Source organism: Enterobacter sp. JMULE2 (genome assembly GCF_013337145.1).
In the GTDB taxonomy this organism is placed as follows: Bacteria; Pseudomonadota; Gammaproteobacteria; order Enterobacterales; family Enterobacteriaceae; genus Enterobacter; species Enterobacter mori.
The window spans coordinates 21,353-45,672 of record NZ_SGWD01000011.1; the positions used below are offsets into that span (position 1 = coordinate 21,353).

Sequence of the window (24,320 nt, forward strand, 5' to 3'; positions counted from 1 at the left end):
GTTACGCATGACGAGCGAGTTTCTGCTTCGCCAGCCATACCGCGCCCAGTCGCCCTGCCTGGTTACCCAGTTCACAGGGCAGAATGGGCACCTTAAGCGCCTCCCACTCCTCGAATCGCTGTAGGTACTTATCGAGCAGGAGATAAATTTTTTCCTGCTCGCTTATCCCGCCGCCAATCAGCACTGCCTGGGGATCGAACATCGAGATCACGCTGTAAACGCCGCGCGACAGAAAATGCGCCCAGGCTTCAATGGCTTCGCGCAGATGCACGTCACTTTCGATACGTTTAAACAGCTCTTCCCCGTGGGGCATTTCGTCTTCCGACAGCGCCAGCGCACGGCTGCAGGCTTTCATCAGGCCACTGGCAGAGGCCACCTCATGCATCGGTTCGCCCTTGTCCCCTACGGGCAGCACGCCAAATTCACCCGCACGGTAATGCGACCCGCGATAGAGATCGCCTTCCATCACAATCCCGCCGCCAATGCCCGTGCCGAGGGTGATGCAGACGAAATGTTCATAGTCCTTACCTGCGCCCTGCCAGCGTTCGCCCAGTGCCGCACAGTTGGCGTCATTTTCCACGGTAACGGGAAGATCGGTCAGCCCGGCAAACAGCTCGCACAGGTTTTCACCATCAAGATACTCAAGTGCCCCCGCTTTTGCCGCTTCGCCGGTATGGTGGTTAATATGGCCGGGAAAACTGACGCCGATACCGACAATGTCATTTTCCTTCCGGTACTCTTCGACAACGCTTTTCCATTTCTCTTTGAATGTGTTTGTATCCTCAGGGGTATCGTACTCATCGGACGTGAGTTCCTTGCCGTTTTCATCAATCACGCCGTGTTTGATGTGGGTTCCGCCCACGTCAAAGCCGATAAATAGCTGCATCGCATCGTTCCTCATGAGCCCTTGAGCTGTTAAGTATGGCTCAGCGGCAGAAACGAAACGTAAAGTACGGTAATCCGTGATACGCCTCGTAAACCCGTCACCGGTTGGCGAGAAAATCGCCAGCGGGAGCTACCCTTGTTGTACACCAACAGCAAGGAGACGGTCATGACAAACAATCCTCCCTCATCACGTATCCAGCCTGGCGAGTATGGTTTTCCCCTCAAGCTGAAGCCCCGTTATGACAACTTTATTGGCGGCGACTGGGTGGCGCCCGTCGACGGTGAATACTATTCCAACCTCACGCCCGTCACTGGCCAGCCGCTGTGCGAGATAGCCAGTTCCGGCAAGCGCGATATCGACCTGGCGCTGGATGCTGCGCACAGAGCTAAAGATAAATGGGGGCAGACTTCCGTTCAGGACAGAGCCGCGATGTTGTTCAAAATCGCCGACCGGATGGAGCAGAATCTGGAGCTGTTAGCCACGGCTGAAACCTGGGACAACGGCAAACCGATCCGTGAAACCATGGCGGCAGATGTGCCGCTGGCGATTGACCATTTCCGTTATTTTGCCTCCTGTATTCGTGCTCAGGAGGGGGGAATAAGTGAAGTTGATAAAGACACCGTGGCGTACCATTTCCACGAGCCGCTGGGCGTGGTGGGGCAAATTATCCCGTGGAACTTCCCGCTGCTGATGGCAAGCTGGAAAATGGCGCCCGCGCTGGCGGCCGGGAACTGCATCGTACTCAAACCGGCGCGTTTAACCCCGTTGTCGGTGCTGCTGTTGATGGAGGTGATTGGAGACCTGCTGCCGCCAGGCGTCATTAACGTCGTCAACGGCGCCGGGGGCGAGATTGGGGAATATCTCGCCACCTCAAAACGCATCGCTAAGGTGGCGTTTACCGGGTCGACGGAAGTGGGCCAGCAAATCATGCAGTATGCGACCCAGAACATCATCCCGGTGACGCTGGAGTTGGGCGGAAAATCCCCGAACATCTTCTTCGCTGACGTTATGGATGAAGAGGATGCGTTCTTTGATAAAGCGCTGGAAGGGTTTGCGCTGTTTGCCTTCAACCAGGGGGAAGTGTGCACCTGTCCAAGCCGCGCGCTGGTGCAGGAGTCCATTTATGAGCGCTTTATGGAGCGGGCAATCCGTCGCGTGGAGTCGATTCGTAGCGGTAACCCACTCGATAACGTCACGCAGATGGGCGCGCAGGTCTCGCACGGACAGCTGGAAACCATTCTTAATTACATCGATATAGGTAAAAAAGAGGGCGCAGAGATCCTGACCGGTGGCCGCCGTAAGGTGCTGGGGGGGGATCTGCAGGAAGGTTACTACCTTGAACCGACAATCCTGTCCGGTCAAAACAACATGCGCGTCTTCCAGGAGGAAATTTTCGGACCGGTGCTGGCCGTAACGACCTTCAAAACCATGGAGGAGGCGCTGGAGATTGCTAACGATACGCCGTATGGCCTGGGGGCGGGCGTCTGGAGCCGCAACGGAAATCTGGCTTACAAAATGGGGCGCGGTATTCAGGCCGGACGCGTTTGGACCAACTGCTATCACGCCTATCCGGCGCATGCGGCATTTGGTGGTTACAAGCAGTCGGGTATTGGGCGAGAAACCCACAAAATGATGCTGGAACATTACCAGCAGACTAAATGTCTGCTGGTCAGCTATTCCGATAAACCGCTGGGCCTGTTTTAGGTACCTAAATCAGGCCGTCCCTGGACGGCCTGATTGATTTGCTGGCGCAGGCAGTTCAGTACACCGTCCAGAACATATTGTACGCGCCAGGGTTGATATTCGCGCTTGCGGAATATTGCTGTCAGATCGAGCCACCACTCTTCCTGATGTGGGAAACAGGGGATCAGCATGCCATGCGTCAGTTCTTTTTTTAGACTTTCTTTTGGCGCGAAGACAATACCAAGATTATTTCGAGCCAGTTCAAGCGCCGTCTGCGTATTATCACAAATATAATTCCCGGTCACTTTATAGTCTTGCGCCTCTTCACTGCCGTGTACGCGGAAGCGCCAGATGTTGGCATCATCTACTAACATCGAGTCTATTAATATACACGAATGATTTATTAAGTCTTCCGGACCTTTAATGGGGTGTTTAGTTAAATACTCTTTGCTGGCAAATGCGGTGACGGAATATTTTGTCAGCACGCTGGCGACCAGGTTTTCATCTTTTGGCTGGGCGTAAGTAATGAGAATGTCGCAATCGTCTGGAAACGTCACACCGTCGGAAAACTCGTTCCGATCGAGGTTATAGGTTTTTAACGACAGGCGAATATCTCCAATCTCTTCAATCTTATGGATCACATGACGCGCCAGATAGGTCACGATACCTGTCGGGGCGTAAATCGTCACTTTGCCGCGTTTTTCATGTTTATAATCGGCAATAAAATTAATGAGTTGGCTATTTTTATCCAGTGTGGCATCCACATAAGGCAGCAACGCCTCACCGAATTGCGTCAGCGCCAGCTGGCGTGTTGTACGTTCAAACACCTTGAGTCCAACGCGGGTTTCAAAATCGGACAAATATTTGCTGACATTGGCCTGCGCCATCCCCAGCAGGGCAGCGGCATCGCCAATACTGTGGGTGGCGGCGATGACGGAAATAATTTTTAATTCACGCGGTTTCAACTGCAAGCTATTCATCATGCACGCCCATCTATATGATTTTATATATAGTATTATATAAACGGCAGCGTTGCTTTGGCAAATTTGTAACCATTATTATGCGCCTCGCTTGTTCGGCGTTTAAATGGATTGCATAGAATGACTGTTAAATATAATTTACTCATCGCTGCCGCATTATTTTCGACATCATCGGTAATGGCTGGCGACTTTTCATTAGGGGCGGGGGCGGTATTTAACGAGTCGCCTTACAAAGGGTATAACGAAAATACCACCGCTGTACCGTTAATTAGCTACGAAGGCGATAACTTCTATGTGCGTCAAACCACGGGAGGATGGATCCTGTGGAAAGACAGTAAGAATGAATTCAGCCTGACCGCATCCTGGATGCCGCTGCATTTCGACCCGGATGACAATGACGATCATCAGATGAAGCATCTTGATGAGCGTAAAGCTTCGGCATTCCTCGGCGGCGCATACTACCGCCATGAAAAATGGGGTTCCCTGAAATTTGCCGTGTCCGGTGACGCGATGGATGAAAGCGGCGGCGTGGTGGGTGAAATTTCTTACTTCCGCCCAATCCGCATGGAACGCCTTACGCTCACGCCTTCTGTGGGCATTTTCTACAGCGATGAAAGCTATAACGACTACTACTACGGCGTGTCCGGCAGCGAGTCTCGCCGCTCAGGTCTGGATGAATACTCCGCAGGCGACACCTGGACGCCATACGTTGGCCTGGCGGCAAAATATCAATTAACCCAGAACCTGTACCTGAATGCCAGCGCGGTCTACACCGTGTTGCCTGACGACGTGAAGAACAGTCCGATGATTGACCGCGACGACAGCTTCGCGCTGATGACGGGCCTGACCTGGCGTTTCTGATAGCCTAAAGCCGGGTGGCGGCTCTGCCTTACCCGGCCTACACGGACTGCCATCGCAGGTTTGCGTAGGCCCGTGCAAGCGAAGCGCCGCCGGGCATTTTTTGATAGTACCGATCTCCCGTTTTCCTTTCCCGTAATGACTTCCTCATTAATATTCCTGATACGCTAATGTGATCCGCACTATCAATAAAGGTGTGTATCATGTGTATAATTATTAAAAGAAAATTAAACTGGGCACTCTCGCTCAGATCTGGCGGCAGGCGGGAATTAAACATTGATATCAGGAGTAGTTATGTTTTATCCGGCTTACATTCATTCTGACTCCGACGGTAGCGCCAGTGGCTTTTTCCCTGACGTTCCAGGCTGCTTTTTTGCAGGTGATTCCCTGGATGACGCTTTTCAGGATGCACGTGATGCGCTCACCGCGCACTTCGAAGCGCTGTTTGAAATGGATGATGCACTGCCTCTTCCGGGTAATGTGGAAGCGCATCTGGAAAATCGTCCTGAGGATTTCACTAGCGGGCAATGGCTGTTGGTGGATATTAATATGAAACAGTTCGACGGCAGGGCCGAGCGTATCAACATCACGATGCCTCGACGTTTGCTGGTAAAGATTGATTCCTATGTCAGCGAGCATCCTCAGTTCGGTAATCGAAGCGCATTTCTGGCTGAGGCAGCACGTCGCGTGCTGCCTGGGTAAAGATTAATTATAGAGAGCTGCGGTTGCTTTCAGGATATCAGCAAAGGAATAGATATCATCTACCGTCGCTATGGGATGACGCGTTTCGTTTTTTTCTATATCGAAAAGACCGATGTATTTTTGCGTGCGATTAAAATGTAATCGGCAAAGGGGTTTGCGGTTGTTGTCATCTACAAGGATTCCACAATAACTCTTTGTGTCTCTATGGGTAATGCGAGGTGCCTCCAGTACAGTCCGAGTAATTGCTTTTACAATATGAAAACCTTCTAACTCTTCTAAAGTTGTAACGATATCATTTTCATCTTTATGATCATCTTCGTCGATATGCTGTATTTCCATTGGAGGTTGGGCGGGTGTAGGAGTAATACCAGTGATAGCTGATTTAAGTCTCTCATTAACTTGATCATTTATGTACTGGCTTGCGGCCTTTTTCGTAAGATTTAGAAAAGATTCTCTTACTTTTTGGGTTAGCATCCCGTCATATACTCTGGAAGCAAAGAATTTAACGAAGTCGTCTTCAGGATTGTTAAGTTGTGAATGTAGTATTCTTTTGATCTGACTGACGTATTTCAATTCTCCAGCAGCATTAATAATTGATTCAAGATCAAATGAAGATTTTGTCAATTTTTTTAATTCAGGGACAACATTTTCATCAATATCAAATAGATCGACTTCCAAAAATGGTTTCTCATCCATCTTATTAGGTGCATCAAGATCGGTATAAAATCTATAAATTTGTCCGTTTGTTAAGATTGATATCCGTGCATTTGTAACGTGAAAGTATCTAAAAAGCTGTGATGCGTGATTTATATTTAACGGCTCACCAATTTTTTTACATTCAATAAGTATCTGTACATCATTATTTTTCATTATTGCATAGTCAATTTTCTCGCCCTTTTTAGTGCCAATATCACATACAAATTCGGGTATGACTTCAGAAGGGTCAAAAACATCGTAACCTAAAACATTATGAATAAAAGGCATCACAAACGCAGTTTTTGTTGCTTCTTCGGTATTGATTACTTCAATTTGTTGTCTGATTTTAGTAGATAATGCATTTAATTTTTCTGTGAATTCCATTGGATACCCTTATTTTTCTACTGTGTGTCTTGATGGAATAGCATTAAAATGCGTGTCATTCAATGCTAGCCATAAGTAATTAGCAGCAAAAAAATATTTCCGAGGTTTAGATCACAGACTCGTTAAACTGAAAACAGATAAATAAGCCCATTGCTGCCGATTTTATTAAGTATATTATATATATCGTTATATTTTTATTTTTCTTGTTTATGCTTTATTTCCACCAAGTCCACATTTCCCCTTCTCCTCGATTTGCCCAAATCTGGTAGGCCTTTTCAAACAAACGTGGATAACCCCCGCCGTCTGGAAACGGCGGTACTGTAAAGAGCATATCAATTCCGGCTGATCACTGGCCGTAATAGGCATTCGCCCCGTGCTTGCGCAGATAATGTTTATCCAGCAATTCCTGCTGCATAACCGGCAACTGCGGTGCAAGCTGGCGTGAGAACAGGCCCATATAGGCGCACTCTTCCAGTACCACGGCATTGTGGACCGCATCGGCAGCGTCTTTGCCCCAGGCGAACGGACCGTGGGAGTGCACCAATACTGCCGGGATTTGCATCGGGCTTAAGTCGCGCTCCTCGAAGGTTTTGATGATCACTTCACCCGTCTGGTATTCGTACTCGCCCGCGATTTCAGCCGTGGTCATCCGTCGGGTGCAGGGGATCGCCCCGTAGAAATAGTCTGCGTGCGTTGTGCCCCACGCCGGTAAATCCTGGCCCGCCTGCGACCAGATGGTAGCGTGGCGGGAGTGGGTATGCACGATGCCACCAATCTCCGGGTAACGGCGGTACAGCGCGAGGTGGGTCGGCGTGTCTGAAGAGGGCTTTTTGCTGCCTTCAACCACCTGGCCGGTGGCGATATTCACCACCACCATATCCTTCGCCGTCATAACGTCGTACTCCACGCCGGACGGCTTGATCACCATCAGGCCGCTTTCGCGATCCACCGCGCTGACGTTGCCCCAGGTGAAGGTCACCAGCTGGTGGGCGGGCAGCGCCAGGTTTGCCGCCAGCACCTCGGCTTTGAGTTGTTCTAACATGTCATGCCTCCTTCCTGCATACGGGCTTCAATCCAGCGGCGCGCCTGGATGATTTCCAGCACCGGCTCTTTTGCTTTTTCAGTCCACATCTCAATCAGAAACGCGCCGCGATAGTTCAGCTTATTCAGCGTGTTAAACACGCCAACGAAATCGACGCAGCCTTCTCCAAACGGCACGTCGCGGAACTGTCCGGGACTTTGTGCGGTGACGGGCTGGGTGTCTTTCAGGTGAATTGCCGCAATGCGGTCAATGCCCAGCGTCAGCTCGGCGGTGACGTCGTTGCCCCACGCGCTCAGGTTGCCGACATCCGGGTAAACGCTGAACCACGGCGAGGCGAGCATGTCGTCCCACTTTTTCCACTTGCTGATGGAGTTCATAAACGCAGTGTCCATGATCTCCACCGCCAGCATCACCTGCGCGGCGGCGGCCTGCTCGACGGCCCACGCCAGCCCTTCGGCAAAGCGCTGCTGCGTGCCTTCATCATGCTCTTCGTAATAAACGTCATAACCCGCGAGCTGGATGGTGCGAATGCCTAAGTCACGCGCCAGCCTGATGGCTTTGGTCATGATCTCGCGGGCGCGTTGGCGCACGGTTTCATCCCGGCTGCCAAAGGGAAAACGGCGGTGGGCAGAAAGACACATCGACGGGATCGCCACGCCGGTTTCCAGCATCGCTTCAACCAGCGAAGCGCGCTGCGTGGTGCTCCACTCGAGGCGTGACAAACGCTCGTCGGTCTCGTCGACTGACATCTCAACAAAATCGAACCCGCAGCTTTTCGCCAGCACCAGGCGTTCCGGCCAGGAGAGATCTTTCGACAGCGCTTTTTCGTAAATACCTAACGGATGTTGACGCATGGTTACGCTCCCCAGATGTCGCGGATTTGCGAATGGAATGCCTGTGCCACCTGCGGCGGATTAGCTGCGCCTGCCAGTGCGCGTCCTGCAATAAACGCTTTTACGTTGATCTGCTTAAACAGCGGCAGGTCGGCAGGGGTGATACCGCCGGTGATCGAAAGCTGCAAACCGATGTCGGAGAGCGCTTTCATTTTCGCGAGATCCGCTTCGCCCCACTGCTGACCGCTGGCCTGCGCGTCGCGCCCGCGGTGGTAGATAGCCTGCTTCACGCCGACGCGATGCCACGCGCGCGCGTCGTCCAGCGTCCAGTTGCCAAACAGCTCCATCTGGATTTCTCCCCCGCAGCGCAGTGCGACCTCGTGGCCTCGCTCAACGGTTGCCAGCGGGGCGGCGCAGATGATGGTCATCCAGTTCGCGCCCGCGCCAAACGCCTGCTCAGCCAGCGTTTCTCCGGCATCGGCGACTTTCCAGTCCGCCACGATGATTTTATCCGGACACTGTTCGCGCAGGGCGCGTACGGCGCTCAGCCCTTCGGTCAGGCACAAAATGGTGCCCGCTTCGACGATATCAACGTGATCTGAAAGCGCCGCGACGTCGCGCTGGGCGGCCTGAAGTGAGGTATGGTCGAGCGCCAGCTGCAGTAATGGTCGGCTCATAGGTCGTACTCCTTAATACGGGCGTGATAGTCCTGAAGTGCTGAAATCAGTAACTGGTAACGGTGATATTTGCGCTGGTAGGCCGCATGGGCGCGCATGTCGGGTTCAATCACCCGAATGTCGTGTTTGAGGGTGCGCTGCGCAGCGTGGAAATCGGGGTAGACGCCGGTGCCTACCAGTGCCGCCAGCGCCGCGCCGGAGCAGCCGGTCTCTTCCACCTGCGGCAGCTCAATCGCCAGCCCGCTGACATCGGCGAGCATTTGCATCCACACGTCCGAATGGGTCGGGCCACCCGTGACGCGCAGCGCCTGCACCTGGGTAAAGCGCTCAAGCATGCGGTTGAGGTGGGTCATGTGGCTGAACACCACGCCCTCGTAAACGGCCTGCAGCAGGTGCGCGCGGGTATGCAGCGCCTGCATGCCGTAAAAACCACTGGTCATCTCCAGCCCGGCGTTGCTGCCGTAGAGGAAGGGCAGGAAGAACACCTCGCTTTCCGCTTTCGGCAGGCTGGCGACGGCATGGTTGATCTCATCGAATGACATCTCGCCCCATTGGGCAGTGAGCCACTCAAGATTGCCGGATGAGGTCGGGCTGGCTTCATGAACGATGTACTGCTGCGGGTGGACGTAACGGCCATACACATAGGGGAACGGCTCGTTATCGCGAAGCGCATTGGCGATCCCGCTGGTGACGGCCCAGGTACCCATGACGGCATTCAGCGTGTGTTCGTCGTGCAGCCCGGCGCAGATCGCGGTGGAAACCACATCAAACAGACCGCCAACGACGGGCGTGCCCGCCGCGAGACCGGTAAGCGCGGCTGCCTGAGGGGTGATTTCCCCGCAAATTTCTGCTGAACCGACAATCGGCGGCAGGGCGCCGTCAATTTCGCTGATACCGAGCCAGCGCGTGAGCTGGGGATCGTAATGCCCGGTATTCATGTTGTAGAGGTTGGACTCGGAGATGTTGCTCTCCTCGCAGCCCTTCACGCCGGTCAGACACCAGCGCAGATAGTCGTGCGCCATCATCACGCAGCCGATCTGCTGATACCGCTGCGGCTCGTTCTCTTTCACCCAGCGCAGGAGTGAGGCCGGGTGCCCTGTCCACAGGGTCTGGCGCGTATGCGGATAGAGCTTTTCGGGAATGCCGTCCTGCTGCCAGCGCTGCACGATCTCCAGCGCCCGGCGGTCTGAGGAGAGCATGGCGTTGCCCAGCGGTTGGTCTTGTTTATCGAGCAGAAACAGTCCTTTGCCCTGAGCAGAAATGCCAACGCCTTTGATCTGCTCTCCGTCGATGCCTGAATGTTTGAGCAGCGTGGCGACGGTAGCGTAGCAGTGCTGCCAGAGCTGAGGCATATCCCGCTCCGCGTAACCTGCGCGCGGGCTGAGCGTGGCAACGGAGCGGCGCTCGATGCAGATTTCCTTGCCCTGGCTGTTGTATAAACCGGCTTTCAGATAAGTACCGCCACAATCGATACCCAGCCAGAAGGGCTCTTTTTCACTCATCTTCATCTCACTTAATTGCCGGGTGGCGCTTCGCTTACCCGGCCTACGGTTCGGTTTTCTCCCTCTCCCCGTGGGAGAGGGCTGGGGTGAGGGCATCAGGCCGCACGCTTGTGCGGATTCACCGTGGGATTAGGCTCTGCACCGGCATCGCATTTCGCCGGTAATAGCAGGGCCAGCAGCGACGCCAGCGCCAGAGAAACCGCCAGGCAGTAAACGCCCGCGTCTTTGCTGTACAGGGTGATCAGCACCCCAACCGCATACGGGCCGCAGAAGCCACCGAGGTTGCCCAGGGCGTTGATCACGCCGCGCGCGCCGCCCGCCATCTCTGCGCTGAACAGACGCGCAGGGATGGTCCAGAACACGCCCGCTGCGGATTGCAGGAAGAACCCGCAGCCCACCAGTGCGGAATACGCCAGCCAGGTACTCTCTTTCAGCGCCACGGAGAGGAACATGCAGAGCGCAAAGCCAATCAGCGGCAGGGAGACAAACAGCTTGCGCTTGCCGGTACGGTCAGAAAGCGTAGAGAACAGGAACATCCCCGCAATGGCCCCGATGTAAGGCAGGATGGCGAGCATGCCCACCTGACCGATGCTGGTGTGCGTAAGCTCTTTCAGGATGGTCGGTAGCCAGAGCGTGTAGCCGTAAATCCCGGTCTGGTAAAAGAAGTTCAGCGCGATCAGCTGCCACATGGTTTTGTCAGAAAGCACTGCGCCGAGTGACGCGTTTTTCACCTCTTTTCCGGCGATGGCCTGCTGTTCAGCCGCCAGCGTTTGCACCAGATAGTTTTTCTCTGCTTCTGAAATCCAGCGGGCTTCCTGCGGTCGGTCGTAAACGGTGAACGCCCACAGCACCAGCACAACGACGGACATCAAACCTTCAATGATGAACAGCCAGCGCCAGTCGAGCGCGGTGATGATCCAGCCCGAAAGCGGGGCGGTGATAATCCCGGCGATGGGGACAAACATAATCACAATGGCATTGGCGCGACCGCGTTCGGCATCCGGGAACCAGTTGCTGATCATGGTGAGCACGACAGGCAGCATCCCGCCTTCCGCCACGCCGAGTAAGAAGCGCAGCACCAACAGCTGATACTGATTCGTCACCAGGCCCGTGAGCACAGAGATCACCGCCCAGGCAACCAGCGACCAGCCGATAAACTTCTTGCCGCTGCCGTGAACGGCAATCTTGCCGCCGGGAACCTGCAGGAACAGATAGCCGATAAAGAAGATCCCACCTGCCAGGCCCGCCATAGTGGCGGTAATACCTAGCTCTTCATCCATCCCGCCGGGCATGGCAAAGGCGATATTTACGCGATCCATATACGAAATGATGCAGGCGATAAGAATAGGAGGAATGATTCTTAGCCAGCGCTGGCGCGGAATGTCCGCTTGTAGAGTATTCGAGTAAGTGTTCATATTTACTGTCTCAGTCAATGTAACCGGAATAGGGATATTTTTTATTGTTATTGTGTTGCTTTATTCATTTCGCTAATGCCGTCGCGCAAAATAGCGATGCGATGGCTGACGTCAGCATTAGCATTTATTTCCAGTAATTTAATACCGGAGAATTTCAACGTTGCGGCGCTCGCCGCAGTAAAGAGTGATTTTGCGTGTTCAGTAGACATCAAACTGTCGGCGCAGAATGAAGAAAACGGCGCGTGCAGATCCTGCCATTCACCGTATTCCCCGCGGGTAGTCGTGCCCGAAAACATCAGTGCACCCAGCTTTCCGGCACGGAGTGCCGCCTGAACATGGTCAAGCGGGAGCGTCGTATTACGGCCTTCGATAGCCGAGCGCGCCCAGTTGATGCAGACGCTGATATCGGTGTCTTTCACCACCTCCAGCACCTGCGCTAAAGGCAAGAAGCCCTTGCGCGGTGCCGGGCCGGTCATGGCATCGCAGTGTTCCAGCACCAGGTCGCAGTCCCAGTCCCAGCTCGCAATTTCACGGATGGAACGGGCGAACGCCTCGGTAGCCTGCTCGACAGAAGCATTGCCCGCCTGTGGGGCCGCCTGCATCTCCAGGGCAATGACTTTTCCGGGAAAACGGGCGTGAACGGCAGCAATCTTCTGATGCAGATGGCGGTAAAATTCGACGCTGGCTTTACGCTGATCTTCATCGGCGGAGGCCAGGCCAAACGCGCCGTTGCTGCCGCGGCGGCGCATGGTTTCCATGACTGCTGTGACGACGATTTGCCAGTCGCCCGGCGTATGGCGGAACAGCCATTCATCACCAAACGGATGGAGATGTTCAAGGCACGGCTGTTCCAGCCCGCGAATGTTTGGCGTGTCGGAAAGTTCCCGCCAGAAGGTTTGTTCTTCTTGTTCCCCTTTTTGGTGAAACGAGGGTGCGCAGGGGTACGCACCAATAATAAAACTGGTATTGGTCATTTCGCGTTCCTGTATATATCAGAAAATTAATCTAATTCGCTGACTGCCACTTTCACCACAATTTTACGAATTGCGGCTTCCTTGTTTTTAATACAGGCAGGACGGTGTACATCCTGCGGGAAAAATATGGCGTAACTGCCGGGTATCATTTCGATAAACGATTCATGTTCGCTGTCGTGATAAAAAATAATATCCCGCTGTTCCAGTAATGATTCGCTTATTTCGTTATTACCGGTATCAATGGCAATACCGATTTTTTCTTCACCCCATGCTAAAAACTGAATATCCAGATAGCGGCGGTGCACTTCCGGGCGGTTCTCGTGCGGCTCCTTTGTCGTCAGGTCGAGAACCTGGGCAAAAATAGTGCGGCCTTCAATTTCCACCACGCCTGGCGGCAGGGTGGTGAAATCCGTAGCGCGCAAAAAATGAAGCGCTTTTTCAATCGCCCGCGGCAGACGGCACGGATTGGGCTGGGAAATATGTCCGAATATCATGGTCCACTCCTTACAGAGACTGGATTTTCGCCCACACGCTGTCGTCGATGGTGATGCCGTCGCGGCGGTTCTCTTCCAGCAGGCGCGTGAATTCATGGCCCGGAAGGCGGACGGCAACGTTTTCATCAGACCGCTGCGCGGTGGTGATGAAGTCCATAATGCGCTGCAGCTTCGCATCGCGGGTTGGGGCCGTCGATCAGGCGATCAACCTCGATGGCGATAAAGATCTGCGACACGCCATACTCGTCGCTGTTGTCCTGGGTCACTTCCGCGACGGAGGATCCGTTGGAGAGCAGGGTGGCAATCATGTCGAGCACGATGGATAAGCCAGACCCTTTCCAGTAGCCCATCGGCAGAATGCGGCGGTTTTTCTCAATCACGCCTGGCTCTCGGGTGAGATTACCCTCGTCGTCAAAGCCACCATCGACCGGCAGCTCGCGTCCGGCCAGGCGATTCACCTCCAGCATGCCGTAGGAGAACATCGACATCGACATATCGACCATGGTGATTGGGCTTGATGGAATAGCCACGATCAGCGGGTTGGTGCCGATGCAGCACTCTTTTGATCCCCATGCGGGCATGACGGCAATAGAGTTGGTCCAGCATATGCCGATATAGCCCTTCTCCGCCGCCTGCCAGCCGTAGCTGCCGCCGCGCATCCAGTGGTTCGCATTACGCAGTGCCACCAGACCAATACCGTGGTCGGAGGCCAGCTCGGTGGCGCGATCCATCATCTTTTTCGCCGTCAGGTTGCCGATAGAGCGCTGGGCATCCCACTGTTCGATGGCACCCAGCGTCATCACCCGTTTTGGCTGAGCGTCGGGAATGATATCGCCTGCATCAAGCTGCTGAATGAAACGCGGAAAACGGTTAACGCCGTGCGAATAAACGCCGGATTCCGTGGTGCGGGCGAACATCTCGGCGCAGGCGTCTGCGGTTTCCGCTTTCACGCCGCGATCGAGCAGAACCCGATTGAACGCCGCTTTTAACTCTTCAAAGGTCACTTTCATCCCTGTTCTCCTGTTCTTTTTCGGGGCAAGTGCGAGTGCTTTTTTATCGCTAAATTTCACTATGCGAAATCTTATTTCAAATATAGCGATCAAATTTTGCCAGATCAACGACATTCATGTTTTTCAAAATCGATTAAAATCAATTGGTTGTGTTTTTTCTGTTGAGATCGTGAACTGAACCACACTTTGCGCTACCATCAGGGCGCGACAAAAAGGAGCCATTTGATGAGCACGAAAGAGAGCGAAATGACGCAAGAAAAAGAGAGGCCAGCAGGTAGCCAGAGCTTGTTTCGCGGCCTGATGCTGATTGAGATCCTCAGCAACTATCCGAACGGGTGTCCGCTTGCGCACTTATCTGAACTCGCGGGGCTGAATAAGAGCACCGTGCATCGCTTGCTGCAGGGGCTACAGTCGTGCGGGTACGTGACCCCGGCACCCGCGGCGGGCAGCTATCGCCTGACCACCAAATTTATCGCCGTCGGGCAAAAGGCCCTGTCGTCGCTGAATATCATTCACGTGGCCGCTCCGCACCTTGAGGCGCTGAACATTGCCACCGGCGAAACGGTGAACTTCTCCAGCCGTGAGGACGACCACGCGATCCTGATTTATAAGCTCGAACCGACAACCGGTATGCTGCGCACGCGTGCCTATATCGGCCAGCATATGCCGCTCTACTGCTCCGCAATGGGCAAAATCTACATGGCGTTTGGTCATCAGGATTACGTGGCGAGCTACTGGGAAAGCCATCAGGAACAGATCCAACCCTTGACCCGCAACACCATTACCGAGCTGAGTGCGATGTATGATGAGCTGGCGGAAATTCGCGATCGCAGCATGGCGATGGATAAAGAAGAGAACGAGCTGGGGGTTTCATGCATTGCCGTGCCGGTCTTTGATATCCACGGGCGCGTGCCGTATGCGATCTCCATTTCGCTGTCGACGTCGCGCATGAAGCAGGTGGGTGAGAAGAACTTGCTCAAGCCGCTGCGCGAAACGGCAGAGGCTATCTCAAAAGAGCTGGGTTTTAACGTGCGCGAGGCGTAACAGATGAACCGATTTATCATGGCGGATTCGGAAAAATGCATTGGGTGCCGCACTTGCGAAGTGGCCTGTGCGGTTTCGCATCAGGAATTCGTCACCGCAAATGATTTCATGCCCCGCATTCGGGTGGTGAAAGGGGATTCTTATACCACCGCGGTCGGGTGTCATCAGTGCGAGGATGCGCCCTGTGCAAATGTGTGCCCAACCGGGGCAATCCGACGCTCAGCCGGAGCCTGGCTCGTTGAGCAGGCGCGCTGCATCGGGTGCAAAAGCTGTATGGTGGCGTGCCCGTTTGGGGCGATGCAGGTACAGAGGGTGGGGGATCATGCGCAGGCGCTGAAATGTGATTTATGCGCGCATCGCGAGGGCGGACCTGCCTGCGTTGAGGCTTGCCCGACCCACGCGTTAAGCTGTGTCGATCCCGCCAGATTACGCACCGAACGGCTGCATCATCTGGCGTAAGAACTTACTGACCGTTTTCGCGCCAGGCGTTCTCAATCTCTTCCGCGAGAATTTTCACACCCGCTTCGATTTTTTCTGGATCAGGCACATAGTTCATGCGCATGCACTGGTGCGTGTGCGGCCACGGTTTATCCAGCCCCGGGAAGAAGTAATCGCCCGGCACCATCAGCACACCACGCTTTTTCAGTCGCTGGTAGAGAAGTTCCGTCGTGATCGGCAGATCCTTGAACCACAGCCAGAGGAAAATTGCCCCTTCTGGTTTATGGATCAGGCAGCGTTCTTCCGGCAAATAGCGGCGAAGTATCGCAATCGTATCCTGAACGCGCTGGTAATAGAATGGCTTAATCACGTCATTCGACAGGCGCAGCAGGTCGTTGCGCTTAATCATTTCACACATCATCGCCGGGCCAATGCCGCCGGGTGAAAGGCTGATAATGCCGTTCATGTTGGTAATGGCGGTGATGATTTTTTCATTGGCAATGATGATGCCGCAGCGGCTGCCCGGCAGGCCCAGTTTAGACAGGCTCATGCACAGAACGATGTTTGGGTTCCACAGCGGGCGGGCTTCGCTGAAGATTATCCCCGGGAACGGCACGCCGTAGGCGTTATCGATCACCAAAGGGATGCCGTGCTGATTGGCCAGCGCGTCCAGTTTCATCAGCTCGTCATCGGTAATCACGTTGCCCGTTGGGTTGGTAGGGCGTGATACGCAGATCATGCCCGTCTCTTCACCAATATGCAGGTGTTCAAAATCGACGTGATATTTGAACTGGCCTTCTGGCAGCAGTTCGATGTTCGGGCGCGCGGAGACAAACAGGTCTTCTTCGAGGCCGGAATCGGCATAGCCGATATACTCCGGTGCCAGCGGGAACAGCACTTTTTTGGTCGTGCCGTCGGCGCGACGTCCTGCGAACAGGTTAAACAAGTAGAAAAACGCGCTCTGGCTGCCGTTTGTCAGTGCAATATTCTGTGGCTCAATATCCCAACTCAGCTCTTCACGCAGCATATCGGCGAGGAGTTTCAGCAGCTCGGTTTTACCCTGAGGGCCGTCATAGTTGCAAAGTGCATCGGTTGCTTTGCCGCTTTCCAGCATCTGAGCGAGCAGGCTCTGGAAATAGGTCGTCATCTCCGGGATTTGAGCCGGGTTTCCGCCGCCGAGCATGATTGCGCCCGGTGTGCGCAGCCCGTCGTTGAGGTCCTCCATCAGGCGGGTAATGCCTGAATGGCGGGTAAATTTGTCGCCGAAAAGTGAAAACGTCATAGCAGGTGATCTGTCGGGCTTATTATGAAAGGGGGTAACCATAACGCTAGCACCGTGCTGGTGCAAATCAGGTGATGTGGTCGGATTTGTTGTTTTATAGGGTAGGTTTGGATTTGTGTAGTGAATCGTTCTGGTTGGTTTCCCCCTCACCCTAACCCTCTCCCCAAAGGGGCGAGGGGGGAAAGGCGGTTCCCTCTCCCCTGTGGTGAGAGGGTTAGGGTGAGGGGCCGTTTATTGATTACCCGCCCATACCACCATCACTTTATCGCCCTTGTGCTCGCGCACGAAGCCGTAGCCTTCCTTCAGTGACAACGTGGTTTGCTTGCCTTCACCAATCGCCGGGTGACGGGCGCGGAACTGACCCAGAGTTTGCCAGTGAGCGACGGTTAAGGCCTGTTTGCCCGTCACGTCCTGCCAGTTCATGTCCGAGCGTGTGCCCTGAAGCGGGTCGGAGCCTGTTGGGCCGAACGGACGTTCAGATTCATCGCCGTAGTAAATTTGCACGCTGCCCGGCGCCAGCATGAGCAGCTCCGCCGCGCGCTGGCCTCCTTCGCGGAACAGTCGCGTATCGTGTGACGAGAGATAGCTCAGCACATTGAAGCTTTGCAGTTTCTCCGCCATCTGCTGCCACGTCATATCGATATCAGCCAGACAGTCCACCGCTTTCGCCGCCTGCTCCTGATAGTCAAAGTTGATCATTGCGTCGAAACCGTGGCGGTAATAATCGCTCTGCATCACGCCGTGGCCCCATGCTTCACCGGTCATCCAGAAGGGCGCATTGTCGAGTTTTTTATCTGGGTTGGCCGCTTTCCACGCTGCCAGTGCCTGGCCTGCCTGATCTTTCAGCTGCTGCCATGCGTCGAGTTCAACGTGCTTTGCGGTATCAACCCGGAAGCCGTCGATACCGTAGTCACGAACCCACTGGCTGAGCCAGTGGGTCAGGTAATCCCGGGGCGTGAAATTCGTCATCGCTTTCGCGCCGGTGTCGGGCTTGTGTTGGTAAAAGTTCGGCAAACCTGACGGGGTCGTCGATTCCGTTTTCAGATCCGGCAGGAAGGCCAGCGACATGGTCAAATCGTCGAAGCCGGGGTTATCGTAATCACCAATGTCGGTGCGGATCCATTTCTTGCCCCACCATTTTTCCCATGCAGCTTTGTCGCTAAAGTTGATGTAGTCGTTAAAGCTGTGCCAGCTTTGGCCCGCGCCGGGCTTCCAGTCCGTCCAGCGTTCACCCAGCGTGTTCTTCAGTTCATCACCCTGCAGATACAGCGCGCCAAACTGGTACTCCTGCATGTCCGCAAGGGTCGCGTAGCCAACGTGGTTCATGACGATATCAAACAGAATACGGATACCGCGCTTGTGCGCTTCGTCAACAAGCTGGCGCAGGTCATCTTCGGTGCCCATGTTGGCATCGAGCTTCGTCCAGTCCTGCGTGTAGTAACCGTGATAGGCGTAGTGAGGGAAATCACCTTTGGTTCCGCCGCCCACCCAGCCGTGGATTTGCTCCAGCGGGGAGCTTATCCACAGCGCGTTGACGCCCAGTTGCTGCAGGTAGTCGAGCTTGCCGGTAAGCCCCTTGAGATCGCCGCCGTGGAAGGTGCCGATCTCCTGCATGCCATCTTTATGACGGCCATAGCTGTTGTCGTTGCTCGGGTCGCCATTCACAAAGCGGTCGGTCAGCACGAAATAGACGGTGGCGTTTTGCCAGCTGAAGGGCGCGGGCTGGTCGGTTTCGGCACGCTCAAGCAGCAGCAGGCCGTTGCTGTTGGCGGCAGGCTGTAGGGTGATTTTGCCGTTTTGCACCGTCGCCGTCTGTTTGCTGTAGAAATCACGCACCACCGTGCCTTCAGGGAAGGTACTGCTTACCTCCAGCGTCAAAGGCTTGCCGTCCCACGTTGGACACTGACGTGCGACGTTCGCGACAGGTTGCTCTGTTGTACTCTGAATGGTCAGCATCAGGGTTGGTGTCCCGGAGCGGGTATCGACACGCATCTGATAATCACCGTCACGGAATAGCCGCCACTGGGGCGGTGTGCCCTCACAGTGCTTGAGCGACAGCATCTCATTGAGTTTTATGGAGCCCGTAGGCTGCCAGCACGTGTTGTCAAAACTCACTGTTAAAGGACGGGTACCCTTCGCGAGCTTTGCCTGGCTGGTGAAGACCCCGGTTCCTTCCGCGCGAAATGCGCTAAATCCCGGCGATGACCAGTCTGCATGTGCCAGTGCGGGTAACATCAGGAGAGCCAGTGCGGTGCGTTTCATTCCATTTTCCTGTCGCGGCTTTTTTGACCAGTGTGCCACCGGGTACTGAGGAAAAACTCCTCCTCCGACGGTTTCTGCCAGGAGGACGCGAAGGGATGAGTGATCCCGCGCAAAATTAGGCAGTTATCTGCGATATCGCACACATTTTTTCAGAATTGATGCTTTAGTGAGCATGTTTCAGGTGACATAGTTTCGGATTTGGACTATTTCTATACGTGCTCTGGAAGACTATTTTTGATATGATTTGAGATTCCGCTCTCAAATTTGTGAAAAAAATAAGGTGTTGGGATGATTACATCCGACCAGGAGACCTAATGATATCGACTCCCATTCGACGATATGGGGCTGCGATACTCATGTTACTCACCACGGCATTTTCGGGTGAGGTGCTTGCGAAGACGCACACGGATACAACGAGTAAGAAAGCCCACGTAATAAAGACGACAAGTAGTAAGGTTAGCAGTAAACAAGAGTATTCTCGCAATAGTGCAAAGAGTAGTTCACTTCCTGATTTGCGAAAATACCCTTCCGGAACACCAAGGAAAAAAGCGTTTCTCCGGACGGTAATGCCTTACATCACGAGTCAAAATGCCGCGATTACTGCGGATCGTAATTGGCTGATCTCAAAACAGTACGATAGCCGCTGGTCGCCGTCTGAGCGCACGCGCCTGAAAGAGATTTCCAAACGCTACAAGGTGAAATGGAATGGCAACACGCGTCGTGTGCCGTGGAATTCACTTCTGGAGCGTGTAGACATCATTCCGGGCAGCATGGTGGCAACGATGGCCGCCGCTGAAAGCGGTTGGGGTACCTCGAAGCTGGCGCGCAATAACAACAATCTTTTCGGCATGAAATGCGTGAAAGGGCGTTGTAACAATGCTCCCGGTAAAGTGAAAGGCTACTCGCAGTTTGAATCGGTCAAAGATTCCGTGAATGCCTATGTCGTGAATCTGAACACGCATCCGGCCTACTCTTCGTTCCGTAAGTCTCGCGCCCAGCTGCGTAAAGCGGATCAGGAAGTGACGGCCAGTACGATGATCCACAAGCTGAAAGGTTATTCCACCCAGGGGCAGCGCTATAACAACTATCTGTTTGCGATGTACCAGGATAACCAGCGCTTAATTGCCGCGCATATGTAATCCCCAAAAAAACGCCTTCCATCGGAAGGCGTTTTTCTTTTTAAATCAGCACTTCGCTATACCGTTCCCGGTACTCTTTCGGCGTGGTCTCATACTCCTTTCTGAACACCGAGTAGAAATACTGCAGCGACGGGTAGCCGCACATTTGTGAAATTTCATTGATGGAAAGCGACGTGGAGATCAGCAGGCTGCGCGCTTTCTCCAGTTTTTCCGCATGAATAACGGCGTGAATAGTTTCACCCACTTCCTCTTTAAAGCGTTTTTCCAGGTTTGAGCGAGAAATGCCGACCGAATCCAGCACCTGATCCACCTTAATGCCTTTGCAGGCGTGGTTGCGAATGTAGTGCATTGCCTGAATGACGGCCGGGTCGCTTAAGGAACGATAATCGGTTGAGCGGCGTTCGACGACACGCACGGGCGGAACCAGCAGGCGCTGAAGCGGCAAGGCTTCGTTGTCCAGCAGGCGGTGCAGGAGCTTCGCGGCCTGATAGCCCATTTGACGGGTTCCCTGCGCGACAGAGGAGAGCGCCACGCGAGACAAATAGCGGGTTAACTCTTCGTTATCGATACCAATTACGCACAGCTTTTCAGGCACCGGAATATGCAAATGTTCGCAGACCTGCAGCACGTGGCGCGCACGAGCATCTGTTACCGCAATAATCCCGGTCTGGAGCGGCAGCGTTTGCAGCCAGTCCGCCAGGCGGTTTTGCGCGTGCTGCCAGTTTTCCGGTGCGGTTTCCAGCCCCTGATACACCACACCACGATATTTCTCCTTTGCGACCAGCTGGCAGAACGCATGCTCGCGCTCTACCGCCCACCGTTTGCCGCTTGAAGAGGGCAACCCGTAAAACGCAAAGCGATGCACGCCTTTCTCTTTTAAATGGAGAAAAGCGGCCTCGACCAGCGCATGGTTATCGGTTGCTATGTAGTGGACCGGTGGATAGTGATCGGGCGAATGATACGAGCCGCCGACGCCCACAATGGGAACGTCGACGTCTGTTAGCAATTGCTCAATGACGGGATCGTCATAGTCAGCGATAACGCCATCGCCCAGCCAGTCTTTGATGTTCTCCAGACGGGTGCGGAAATCTTCTTCAATGAAAATATCCCACTCGGATTGCGACGCCTGCAAATATTCACCAACCCCTTCAACCACCTGACGGTCGTAGGCTTTGTTGGCATTGAATAACAACGTAATGCGGTGACGCTTTTCAAACATGGCTCACTTTCCCAAATAAGTAACAATACTGTTCTCAGGCACGTCGCTTGGTTGCCGAGTCCATCCAGACTGCCAGCAAAAGAATCGCTCCCTTCACGATATACTGCCAAAACGTTGGGACGTCCATCATGCTCATCCCGTTATCCAGCGAAGCCATAATAAATGCGCCCATCACCGCACCTGCCACGCTGCCGACACCGCCTGCGAGACTGGTCCCGCCGATGACACACGCAGCGATGGCATCCAACTCGGCAATGTTTCCTGCCGACGGTGAACCTGCCCCCAGACGTGAGCTGAGGATCAGCCCTGCAATCGCCACCATCAGGCCGTTGATGGCAAAGACAGCGAGTTTGGTGCGTTCGACGTTGATCCCTGACAGACGTGCCGCCTCAAGATTACCGCCAATGGCATAAATACGACGACCAAACGCGGTGCGCGTCGCCATAAACATGCCGCCCAGCAGCAAGAGCGCCAGCAGCAGAACGGGCGTCGGGACACCGCGGTAATCGTTCAGCAGCCAGATGGCACCCAGCACAATCACGGCGGTGAGCGCCTGACGACCGACCACGGAGGTCGATGCCGGAGAAGCCAGCCCCAGCGCCTGACGGCGCATACGGCCACGCCACTGCCATGCGATGAAGGCCATCATGCCCACCACGCCAATCGTAAAGCCGATGCCATCAGAGAGGTAGCTCTGCCCAATCTGCGACATAGACGCGCTGGTGGGAGAGACGGTGGTACCGTTGGTGATGCCAATCAGAATCCCACGGAAGGCCAGCATCCCGGCCAGGGTGACGATGAATGATGGCACCTTACGGTAGGCAACCCACCATCCGTTCCACGCCCCCAGTACCAGACCCAGCGCCAGCGTCACGACAATGGTGAGCGGCAGCGGCCAGCCGAGCCAGACATCAAATATCGCCGCCACGCCGCCGAGCAGGCCCATCATCGACCCGACCGACAGGTCAATCTCCGCTGAGATAATCACAAACACCATCCCCACGGCCAGAATGCCGGTGATGGCAGTCTGGCGCAGCAGGTTAGAGATATTACGAGCACTCAAATAGGAGCCATCGGTCATCCAGGTAAAGAACAGCATGATGGCGATAATCGCCGCGATCATCACGAAGACCTGCAGGTTTAGCGCTTTCAGCCCTGCGAACGCGCCGGGTGTCGGCACAGCGACTTTGATATCAGACGGATTGCTTTTCGACATGACGTTCGCTCCTTAGGGCGGCTTCCATCACCTGTTCTTGCGTCAGGTTCTGGTTAATCAGATTGGCTTTCAGTTTCCCCTCGTGCATAACCAACACGCGGTCGCTCAGGCCGAGCACTTCAGGTAATTCAGACGAGATGACAATGACGGCAATGCCTTGCTGCACAAGCTGATTAATCAGCTTGTAGATTTCATACTTCGCGCCGATATCAATCCCGCGAGTCGGTTCATCCAGGATTAAAATTCGCGGGTTGAGAAGCAGGCAGCGCGCCAGAATCGCCTTTTGCTGGTTCCCCCCGCTGAGGCGTCCAATGGCCAGTTCTGGGGAGGAGGTTTTGACCTTGAGCCTGGCGAGTGACTGAAGAATACACTGCTGCTCGGCAGCGTCATCCAGGCTCGTCAGGGTGCCAGAGAACTGGTTTAGCGCCGCCAGAGTGATGTTTTTCCCGACAGCCATTACCGGCACGATGCCGTCTTTTTTGCGATCTTCTGGCACCATGGCAATGCCATGGGCAATCGCCTGCTGGCAGTTGTCGATTTTCACCGGCTGACCATCGATGTAAATGCTGCCTTCCCAGCGTCCGGGCCATACGCCAAACAGGCACTGCACGGCTTCGGTTCGACCTGCGCCCACTAAACCCGCAATGCCAAGGATTTCACCGCGGTGAAGGGAAAAGGAGACGTCGTTAACTCGCCTGATATGGCGATTCACGGGATGCCATGCAGTGAGATTTTCCACGCGCAGGATTTCGTCTCCCACGGCATGGGGTTCGTTCGGATAGAGCGCAGTGAGTTCGCGCCCTACCATCATGGTGATGATGTCATCTTCACTCATGCCCTCCGCTTCACGCGTGCCGATGTGTTGCCCGTCGCGGATCACGCAGATGGTGTCCGAAATGGCTTTCACCTCATTAAGCTTGTGCGAAATATAGATGCAGGCGATACCGTGGTTTTGCAGATCGCGGATGATATTGAGCAGAACAGCGGTTTCCTGTTCAGTGAGCGAGGCCGTTGGCTCATCGAGGATCAGCAGTCTTACCTGCTTGTTCAGGGCTTTGGCGATTTCGACCAACTGCTGCTGCCCCAGGCCAAGATCCCCCACGCGGGTATCCGGTGAAATGCTGAGGCTCACCTGCGCCAGCAGCTTTTCACAGCGCAGCGTCATGGTGTCGTAATCCAGCACGCCGTGACGTGAGATTTCTGCCCCCAGAAAGATATTTTCCAGCACGGTGAGGTGCTTCACCAGTGCCAGTTCCTGATGAATAATGGCGATACCTTTACGCTCAGTATCGCGAATGTGTGTGGCCTGAATGACCTCACCGGCAAAGACGATTTCACCCTCATAGCTGCCATGTGGATAGATCCCGCACAGCACTTTCATCAGCGTCGACTTGCCTGAACCGTTTTCACCGCACAGCGAGACCACTTCGCCAGGGTTTAGCCGCAGGCTCACGTTATCGACCGCTTTCACCGCGCCAAAGGCTTTGGTGATGCTCTTCATTTCTAGTAAATAAGACATAACTGCTCCACATGACCTGAGGGAGAACAGGACAGACCGGTGCGCCCCTGCCGGGCAGGGGCAGC

At 54.4% G+C, this 24,320-nt stretch carries 21 protein-coding genes and 2 pseudogenes; 7 read left to right on the top strand and 16 right to left on the bottom strand.

Annotation, left to right across the window (positions count from 1 at the left end):
* Position 1: 1 nt before the first annotated feature.
* Positions 2 to 886: an ROK family protein gene (locus EXW94_RS08715; RefSeq protein WP_174339966.1), complete on the bottom strand. Its 885-nt coding sequence runs from the start codon at positions 884 to 886 to the stop codon at positions 2 to 4.
* Between the two features lie 165 nt (positions 887 to 1,051).
* Here EXW94_RS08715 and EXW94_RS08720 point away from each other — a divergent pair, with 165 nt between their 5' ends.
* Positions 1,052 to 2,590, top strand: coding sequence for an aldehyde dehydrogenase family protein (locus EXW94_RS08720; RefSeq protein ID WP_042716601.1), 1,539 nt, complete (start codon positions 1,052 to 1,054; stop codon positions 2,588 to 2,590).
* On the opposite strand, the gene EXW94_RS08725 is transcribed toward EXW94_RS08720, so the two are convergent.
* Positions 2,587 to 3,552 (bottom strand): LysR family transcriptional regulator, encoded by a 966-nt coding sequence (locus EXW94_RS08725; protein ID WP_174339967.1) that lies wholly within the window; start codon positions 3,550 to 3,552, stop codon positions 2,587 to 2,589. The two genes, EXW94_RS08720 and EXW94_RS08725, sit on opposite strands and share 4 nt — an antisense overlap.
* Positions 3,553 to 3,669: 117 nt before the next feature.
* On the opposite strand from EXW94_RS08725, the gene EXW94_RS08730 reads away from it, so the two are divergent.
* Positions 3,670 to 4,410 carry a MipA/OmpV family protein gene (locus EXW94_RS08730; protein ID WP_174339968.1) on the top strand — a complete coding sequence of 247 codons (741 nt, stop codon included), beginning with the start codon at positions 3,670 to 3,672 and terminating at the stop codon, positions 4,408 to 4,410.
* A gap of 291 nt (positions 4,411 to 4,701) precedes the next feature.
* Positions 4,702 to 5,109: a type II toxin-antitoxin system HicB family antitoxin gene (locus EXW94_RS08735; RefSeq protein WP_174339969.1), complete on the top strand. Its 408-nt coding sequence runs from the start codon at positions 4,702 to 4,704 to the stop codon at positions 5,107 to 5,109.
* Positions 5,110 to 5,112: 3 nt separating this feature from the next.
* On the opposite strand, the gene EXW94_RS08740 is transcribed toward EXW94_RS08735, so the two are convergent.
* Entirely contained in the window at positions 5,113 to 6,189 is a 1,077-nt protein-coding gene (locus EXW94_RS08740; protein ID WP_126817140.1) for a type I restriction endonuclease, read from the bottom strand.
* 259 nt (positions 6,190 to 6,448) lie between these two features.
* Here EXW94_RS08740 and EXW94_RS28565 point away from each other — a divergent pair.
* Positions 6,449 to 6,535, top strand: a pseudogene (locus tag EXW94_RS28565) (AraC family transcriptional regulator); the annotation flags it as partial.
* On the opposite strand, the gene araD reads toward EXW94_RS28565, so the two are convergent.
* The 8 genes and pseudogenes from araD to yiaK all read right to left on the bottom strand — a co-directional run bounded on the left by araD (position 6,536) and on the right by yiaK (position 14,136).
* Positions 6,536 to 7,231 carry an L-ribulose-5-phosphate 4-epimerase gene (araD, locus tag EXW94_RS08745; protein ID WP_120159856.1) on the bottom strand — a complete coding sequence of 232 codons (696 nt, stop codon included), beginning with the start codon at positions 7,229 to 7,231 and terminating at the stop codon, positions 6,536 to 6,538.
* Positions 7,225 to 8,085 carry an L-ribulose-5-phosphate 3-epimerase gene (locus EXW94_RS08750; protein ID WP_010436719.1) on the bottom strand — a complete coding sequence of 287 codons (861 nt, stop codon included), beginning with the start codon at positions 8,083 to 8,085 and terminating at the stop codon, positions 7,225 to 7,227. Before EXW94_RS08750 ends, araD begins: the two co-directional genes overlap by 7 nt.
* 2 nt (positions 8,086 to 8,087) lie before the next feature.
* Positions 8,088 to 8,741, bottom strand: a complete 654-nt coding sequence (ulaD, locus tag EXW94_RS08755; RefSeq protein WP_100165417.1) for a 3-keto-L-gulonate-6-phosphate decarboxylase UlaD — start codon at positions 8,739 to 8,741, stop codon at positions 8,088 to 8,090.
* Complete coding sequence (locus EXW94_RS08760) at positions 8,738 to 10,243, bottom strand: FGGY-family carbohydrate kinase (protein WP_126817148.1); 1,506 nt, start codon at positions 10,241 to 10,243, stop codon at positions 8,738 to 8,740. The genes ulaD and EXW94_RS08760 overlap by 4 nt, the downstream gene beginning before the upstream one ends.
* Before the next feature lie 95 nt (positions 10,244 to 10,338).
* Positions 10,339 to 11,658, bottom strand: a complete 1,320-nt coding sequence (locus EXW94_RS08765) for an MFS transporter (protein ID WP_042716588.1) — start codon at positions 11,656 to 11,658, stop codon at positions 10,339 to 10,341.
* A gap of 47 nt (positions 11,659 to 11,705) precedes the next feature.
* Positions 11,706 to 12,632, bottom strand: a complete 927-nt coding sequence (locus EXW94_RS08770) for a DUF4862 family protein (protein ID WP_174339970.1) — start codon at positions 12,630 to 12,632, stop codon at positions 11,706 to 11,708.
* A 26-nt stretch (positions 12,633 to 12,658) separates the two neighbouring features.
* Positions 12,659 to 13,126 carry a YhcH/YjgK/YiaL family protein gene (locus EXW94_RS08775; RefSeq protein WP_120159859.1) on the bottom strand — a complete coding sequence of 156 codons (468 nt, stop codon included), beginning with the start codon at positions 13,124 to 13,126 and terminating at the stop codon, positions 12,659 to 12,661.
* Positions 13,127 to 13,136: 10 nt separating this feature from the next.
* A pseudogene (gene yiaK / locus EXW94_RS08780) lies at positions 13,137 to 14,136 on the bottom strand (3-dehydro-L-gulonate 2-dehydrogenase).
* A 225-nt stretch (positions 14,137 to 14,361) separates the two neighbouring features.
* Here yiaK and yiaJ point away from each other — a divergent pair.
* Together yiaJ and EXW94_RS08790 are read left to right on the top strand one after the other, a co-directional pair.
* Positions 14,362 to 15,180 carry an IclR family transcriptional regulator YiaJ gene (yiaJ, locus tag EXW94_RS08785; protein WP_010436731.1) on the top strand — a complete coding sequence of 273 codons (819 nt, stop codon included), beginning with the start codon at positions 14,362 to 14,364 and terminating at the stop codon, positions 15,178 to 15,180.
* A gap of 3 nt (positions 15,181 to 15,183) precedes the next feature.
* A complete protein-coding gene (locus EXW94_RS08790) occupies positions 15,184 to 15,639 on the top strand; it encodes a 4Fe-4S dicluster domain-containing protein (RefSeq protein ID WP_100165420.1) in 456 nt (151 codons plus the stop codon).
* A 4-nt stretch (positions 15,640 to 15,643) separates the two neighbouring features.
* Here the strand turns inward: EXW94_RS08790 and avtA are convergent, their stop codons facing one another.
* Positions 15,644 to 16,900 (bottom strand): valine--pyruvate transaminase, encoded by a 1,257-nt coding sequence (avtA, locus tag EXW94_RS08795; protein ID WP_174339971.1) that lies wholly within the window; start codon positions 16,898 to 16,900, stop codon positions 15,644 to 15,646.
* 231 nt (positions 16,901 to 17,131) lie between these two features.
* Positions 17,132 to 19,162 carry an alpha-amylase gene (locus tag EXW94_RS08800; RefSeq protein ID WP_174339972.1) on the bottom strand — a complete coding sequence of 677 codons (2,031 nt, stop codon included), beginning with the start codon at positions 19,160 to 19,162 and terminating at the stop codon, positions 17,132 to 17,134.
* Between the two features lie 314 nt (positions 19,163 to 19,476).
* On the opposite strand from EXW94_RS08800, the gene EXW94_RS08805 reads away from it, so the two are divergent.
* The gene (locus EXW94_RS08805; protein WP_100165422.1) at positions 19,477 to 20,301 is read left to right on the top strand and encodes a protein bax; all 825 of its coding nucleotides are present in this window, start codon (positions 19,477 to 19,479) and stop codon (positions 20,299 to 20,301) included.
* A gap of 40 nt (positions 20,302 to 20,341) precedes the next feature.
* Here the strand turns inward: EXW94_RS08805 and xylR are convergent, their stop codons facing one another.
* Genes xylR through EXW94_RS08820 form a run of 3 tightly spaced genes read right to left on the bottom strand, consistent with a single transcriptional unit; the run spans position 20,342 to position 24,255 of the window.
* Positions 20,342 to 21,520: a D-xylose utilization transcriptional activator XylR gene (xylR, locus tag EXW94_RS08810; RefSeq protein ID WP_174339973.1), complete on the bottom strand. Its 1,179-nt coding sequence runs from the start codon at positions 21,518 to 21,520 to the stop codon at positions 20,342 to 20,344.
* 34 nt (positions 21,521 to 21,554) lie between these two features.
* Entirely contained in the window at positions 21,555 to 22,736 is a 1,182-nt protein-coding gene (gene xylH / locus EXW94_RS08815; RefSeq protein ID WP_010436746.1) for a xylose ABC transporter permease XylH, read from the bottom strand.
* The gene (locus EXW94_RS08820) at positions 22,714 to 24,255 is read right to left on the bottom strand and encodes a xylose ABC transporter ATP-binding protein (protein WP_042716576.1); all 1,542 of its coding nucleotides are present in this window, start codon (positions 24,253 to 24,255) and stop codon (positions 22,714 to 22,716) included. Before EXW94_RS08820 ends, xylH begins: the two co-directional genes overlap by 23 nt.
* Positions 24,256 to 24,320: the final 65 nt, after the last annotated feature.

Excerpts from the sequence above, each read along its gene's own strand:
- EXW94_RS08715 (WP_174339966.1), bottom strand. The coding sequence starts at position 886 with ATGCAGCTATTTATCGGCTTTGACGTGGGCGGAACCCACATCAAACAC.
- EXW94_RS08720 (WP_042716601.1), top strand. The coding sequence starts at position 1,052 with ATGACAAACAATCCTCCCTCATCACGTATCCAGCCTGGCGAGTATGGT.
- EXW94_RS08725 (WP_174339967.1), bottom strand. The coding sequence starts at position 3,552 with ATGATGAATAGCTTGCAGTTGAAACCGCGTGAATTAAAAATTATTTCC.
- EXW94_RS08730 (WP_174339968.1), top strand. The coding sequence starts at position 3,670 with ATGACTGTTAAATATAATTTACTCATCGCTGCCGCATTATTTTCGACA.
- EXW94_RS08735 (WP_174339969.1), top strand. The coding sequence starts at position 4,702 with ATGTTTTATCCGGCTTACATTCATTCTGACTCCGACGGTAGCGCCAGT.
- EXW94_RS08740 (WP_126817140.1), bottom strand. The coding sequence starts at position 6,189 with ATGGAATTCACAGAAAAATTAAATGCATTATCTACTAAAATCAGACAA.
- araD (WP_120159856.1), bottom strand. The coding sequence starts at position 7,231 with ATGTTAGAACAACTCAAAGCCGAGGTGCTGGCGGCAAACCTGGCGCTG.
- EXW94_RS08750 (WP_010436719.1), bottom strand. The coding sequence starts at position 8,085 with ATGCGTCAACATCCGTTAGGTATTTACGAAAAAGCGCTGTCGAAAGAT.
- ulaD (WP_100165417.1), bottom strand. The coding sequence starts at position 8,741 with ATGAGCCGACCATTACTGCAGCTGGCGCTCGACCATACCTCACTTCAG.
- EXW94_RS08760 (WP_126817148.1), bottom strand. The coding sequence starts at position 10,243 with ATGAGTGAAAAAGAGCCCTTCTGGCTGGGTATCGATTGTGGCGGTACT.
- EXW94_RS08765 (WP_042716588.1), bottom strand. The coding sequence starts at position 11,658 with ATGAACACTTACTCGAATACTCTACAAGCGGACATTCCGCGCCAGCGC.
- EXW94_RS08770 (WP_174339970.1), bottom strand. The coding sequence starts at position 12,632 with ATGACCAATACCAGTTTTATTATTGGTGCGTACCCCTGCGCACCCTCG.
- EXW94_RS08775 (WP_120159859.1), bottom strand. The coding sequence starts at position 13,126 with ATGATATTCGGACATATTTCCCAGCCCAATCCGTGCCGTCTGCCGCGG.
- yiaJ (WP_010436731.1), top strand. The coding sequence starts at position 14,362 with ATGAGCACGAAAGAGAGCGAAATGACGCAAGAAAAAGAGAGGCCAGCA.
- EXW94_RS08790 (WP_100165420.1), top strand. The coding sequence starts at position 15,184 with ATGAACCGATTTATCATGGCGGATTCGGAAAAATGCATTGGGTGCCGC.
- avtA (WP_174339971.1), bottom strand. The coding sequence starts at position 16,900 with ATGACGTTTTCACTTTTCGGCGACAAATTTACCCGCCATTCAGGCATT.
- EXW94_RS08800 (WP_174339972.1), bottom strand. The coding sequence starts at position 19,162 with ATGAAACGCACCGCACTGGCTCTCCTGATGTTACCCGCACTGGCACAT.
- EXW94_RS08805 (WP_100165422.1), top strand. The coding sequence starts at position 19,477 with ATGATATCGACTCCCATTCGACGATATGGGGCTGCGATACTCATGTTA.
- xylR (WP_174339973.1), bottom strand. The coding sequence starts at position 21,520 with ATGTTTGAAAAGCGTCACCGCATTACGTTGTTATTCAATGCCAACAAA.
- xylH (WP_010436746.1), bottom strand. The coding sequence starts at position 22,736 with ATGTCGAAAAGCAATCCGTCTGATATCAAAGTCGCTGTGCCGACACCC.
- EXW94_RS08820 (WP_042716576.1), bottom strand. The coding sequence starts at position 24,255 with ATGTCTTATTTACTAGAAATGAAGAGCATCACCAAAGCCTTTGGCGCG.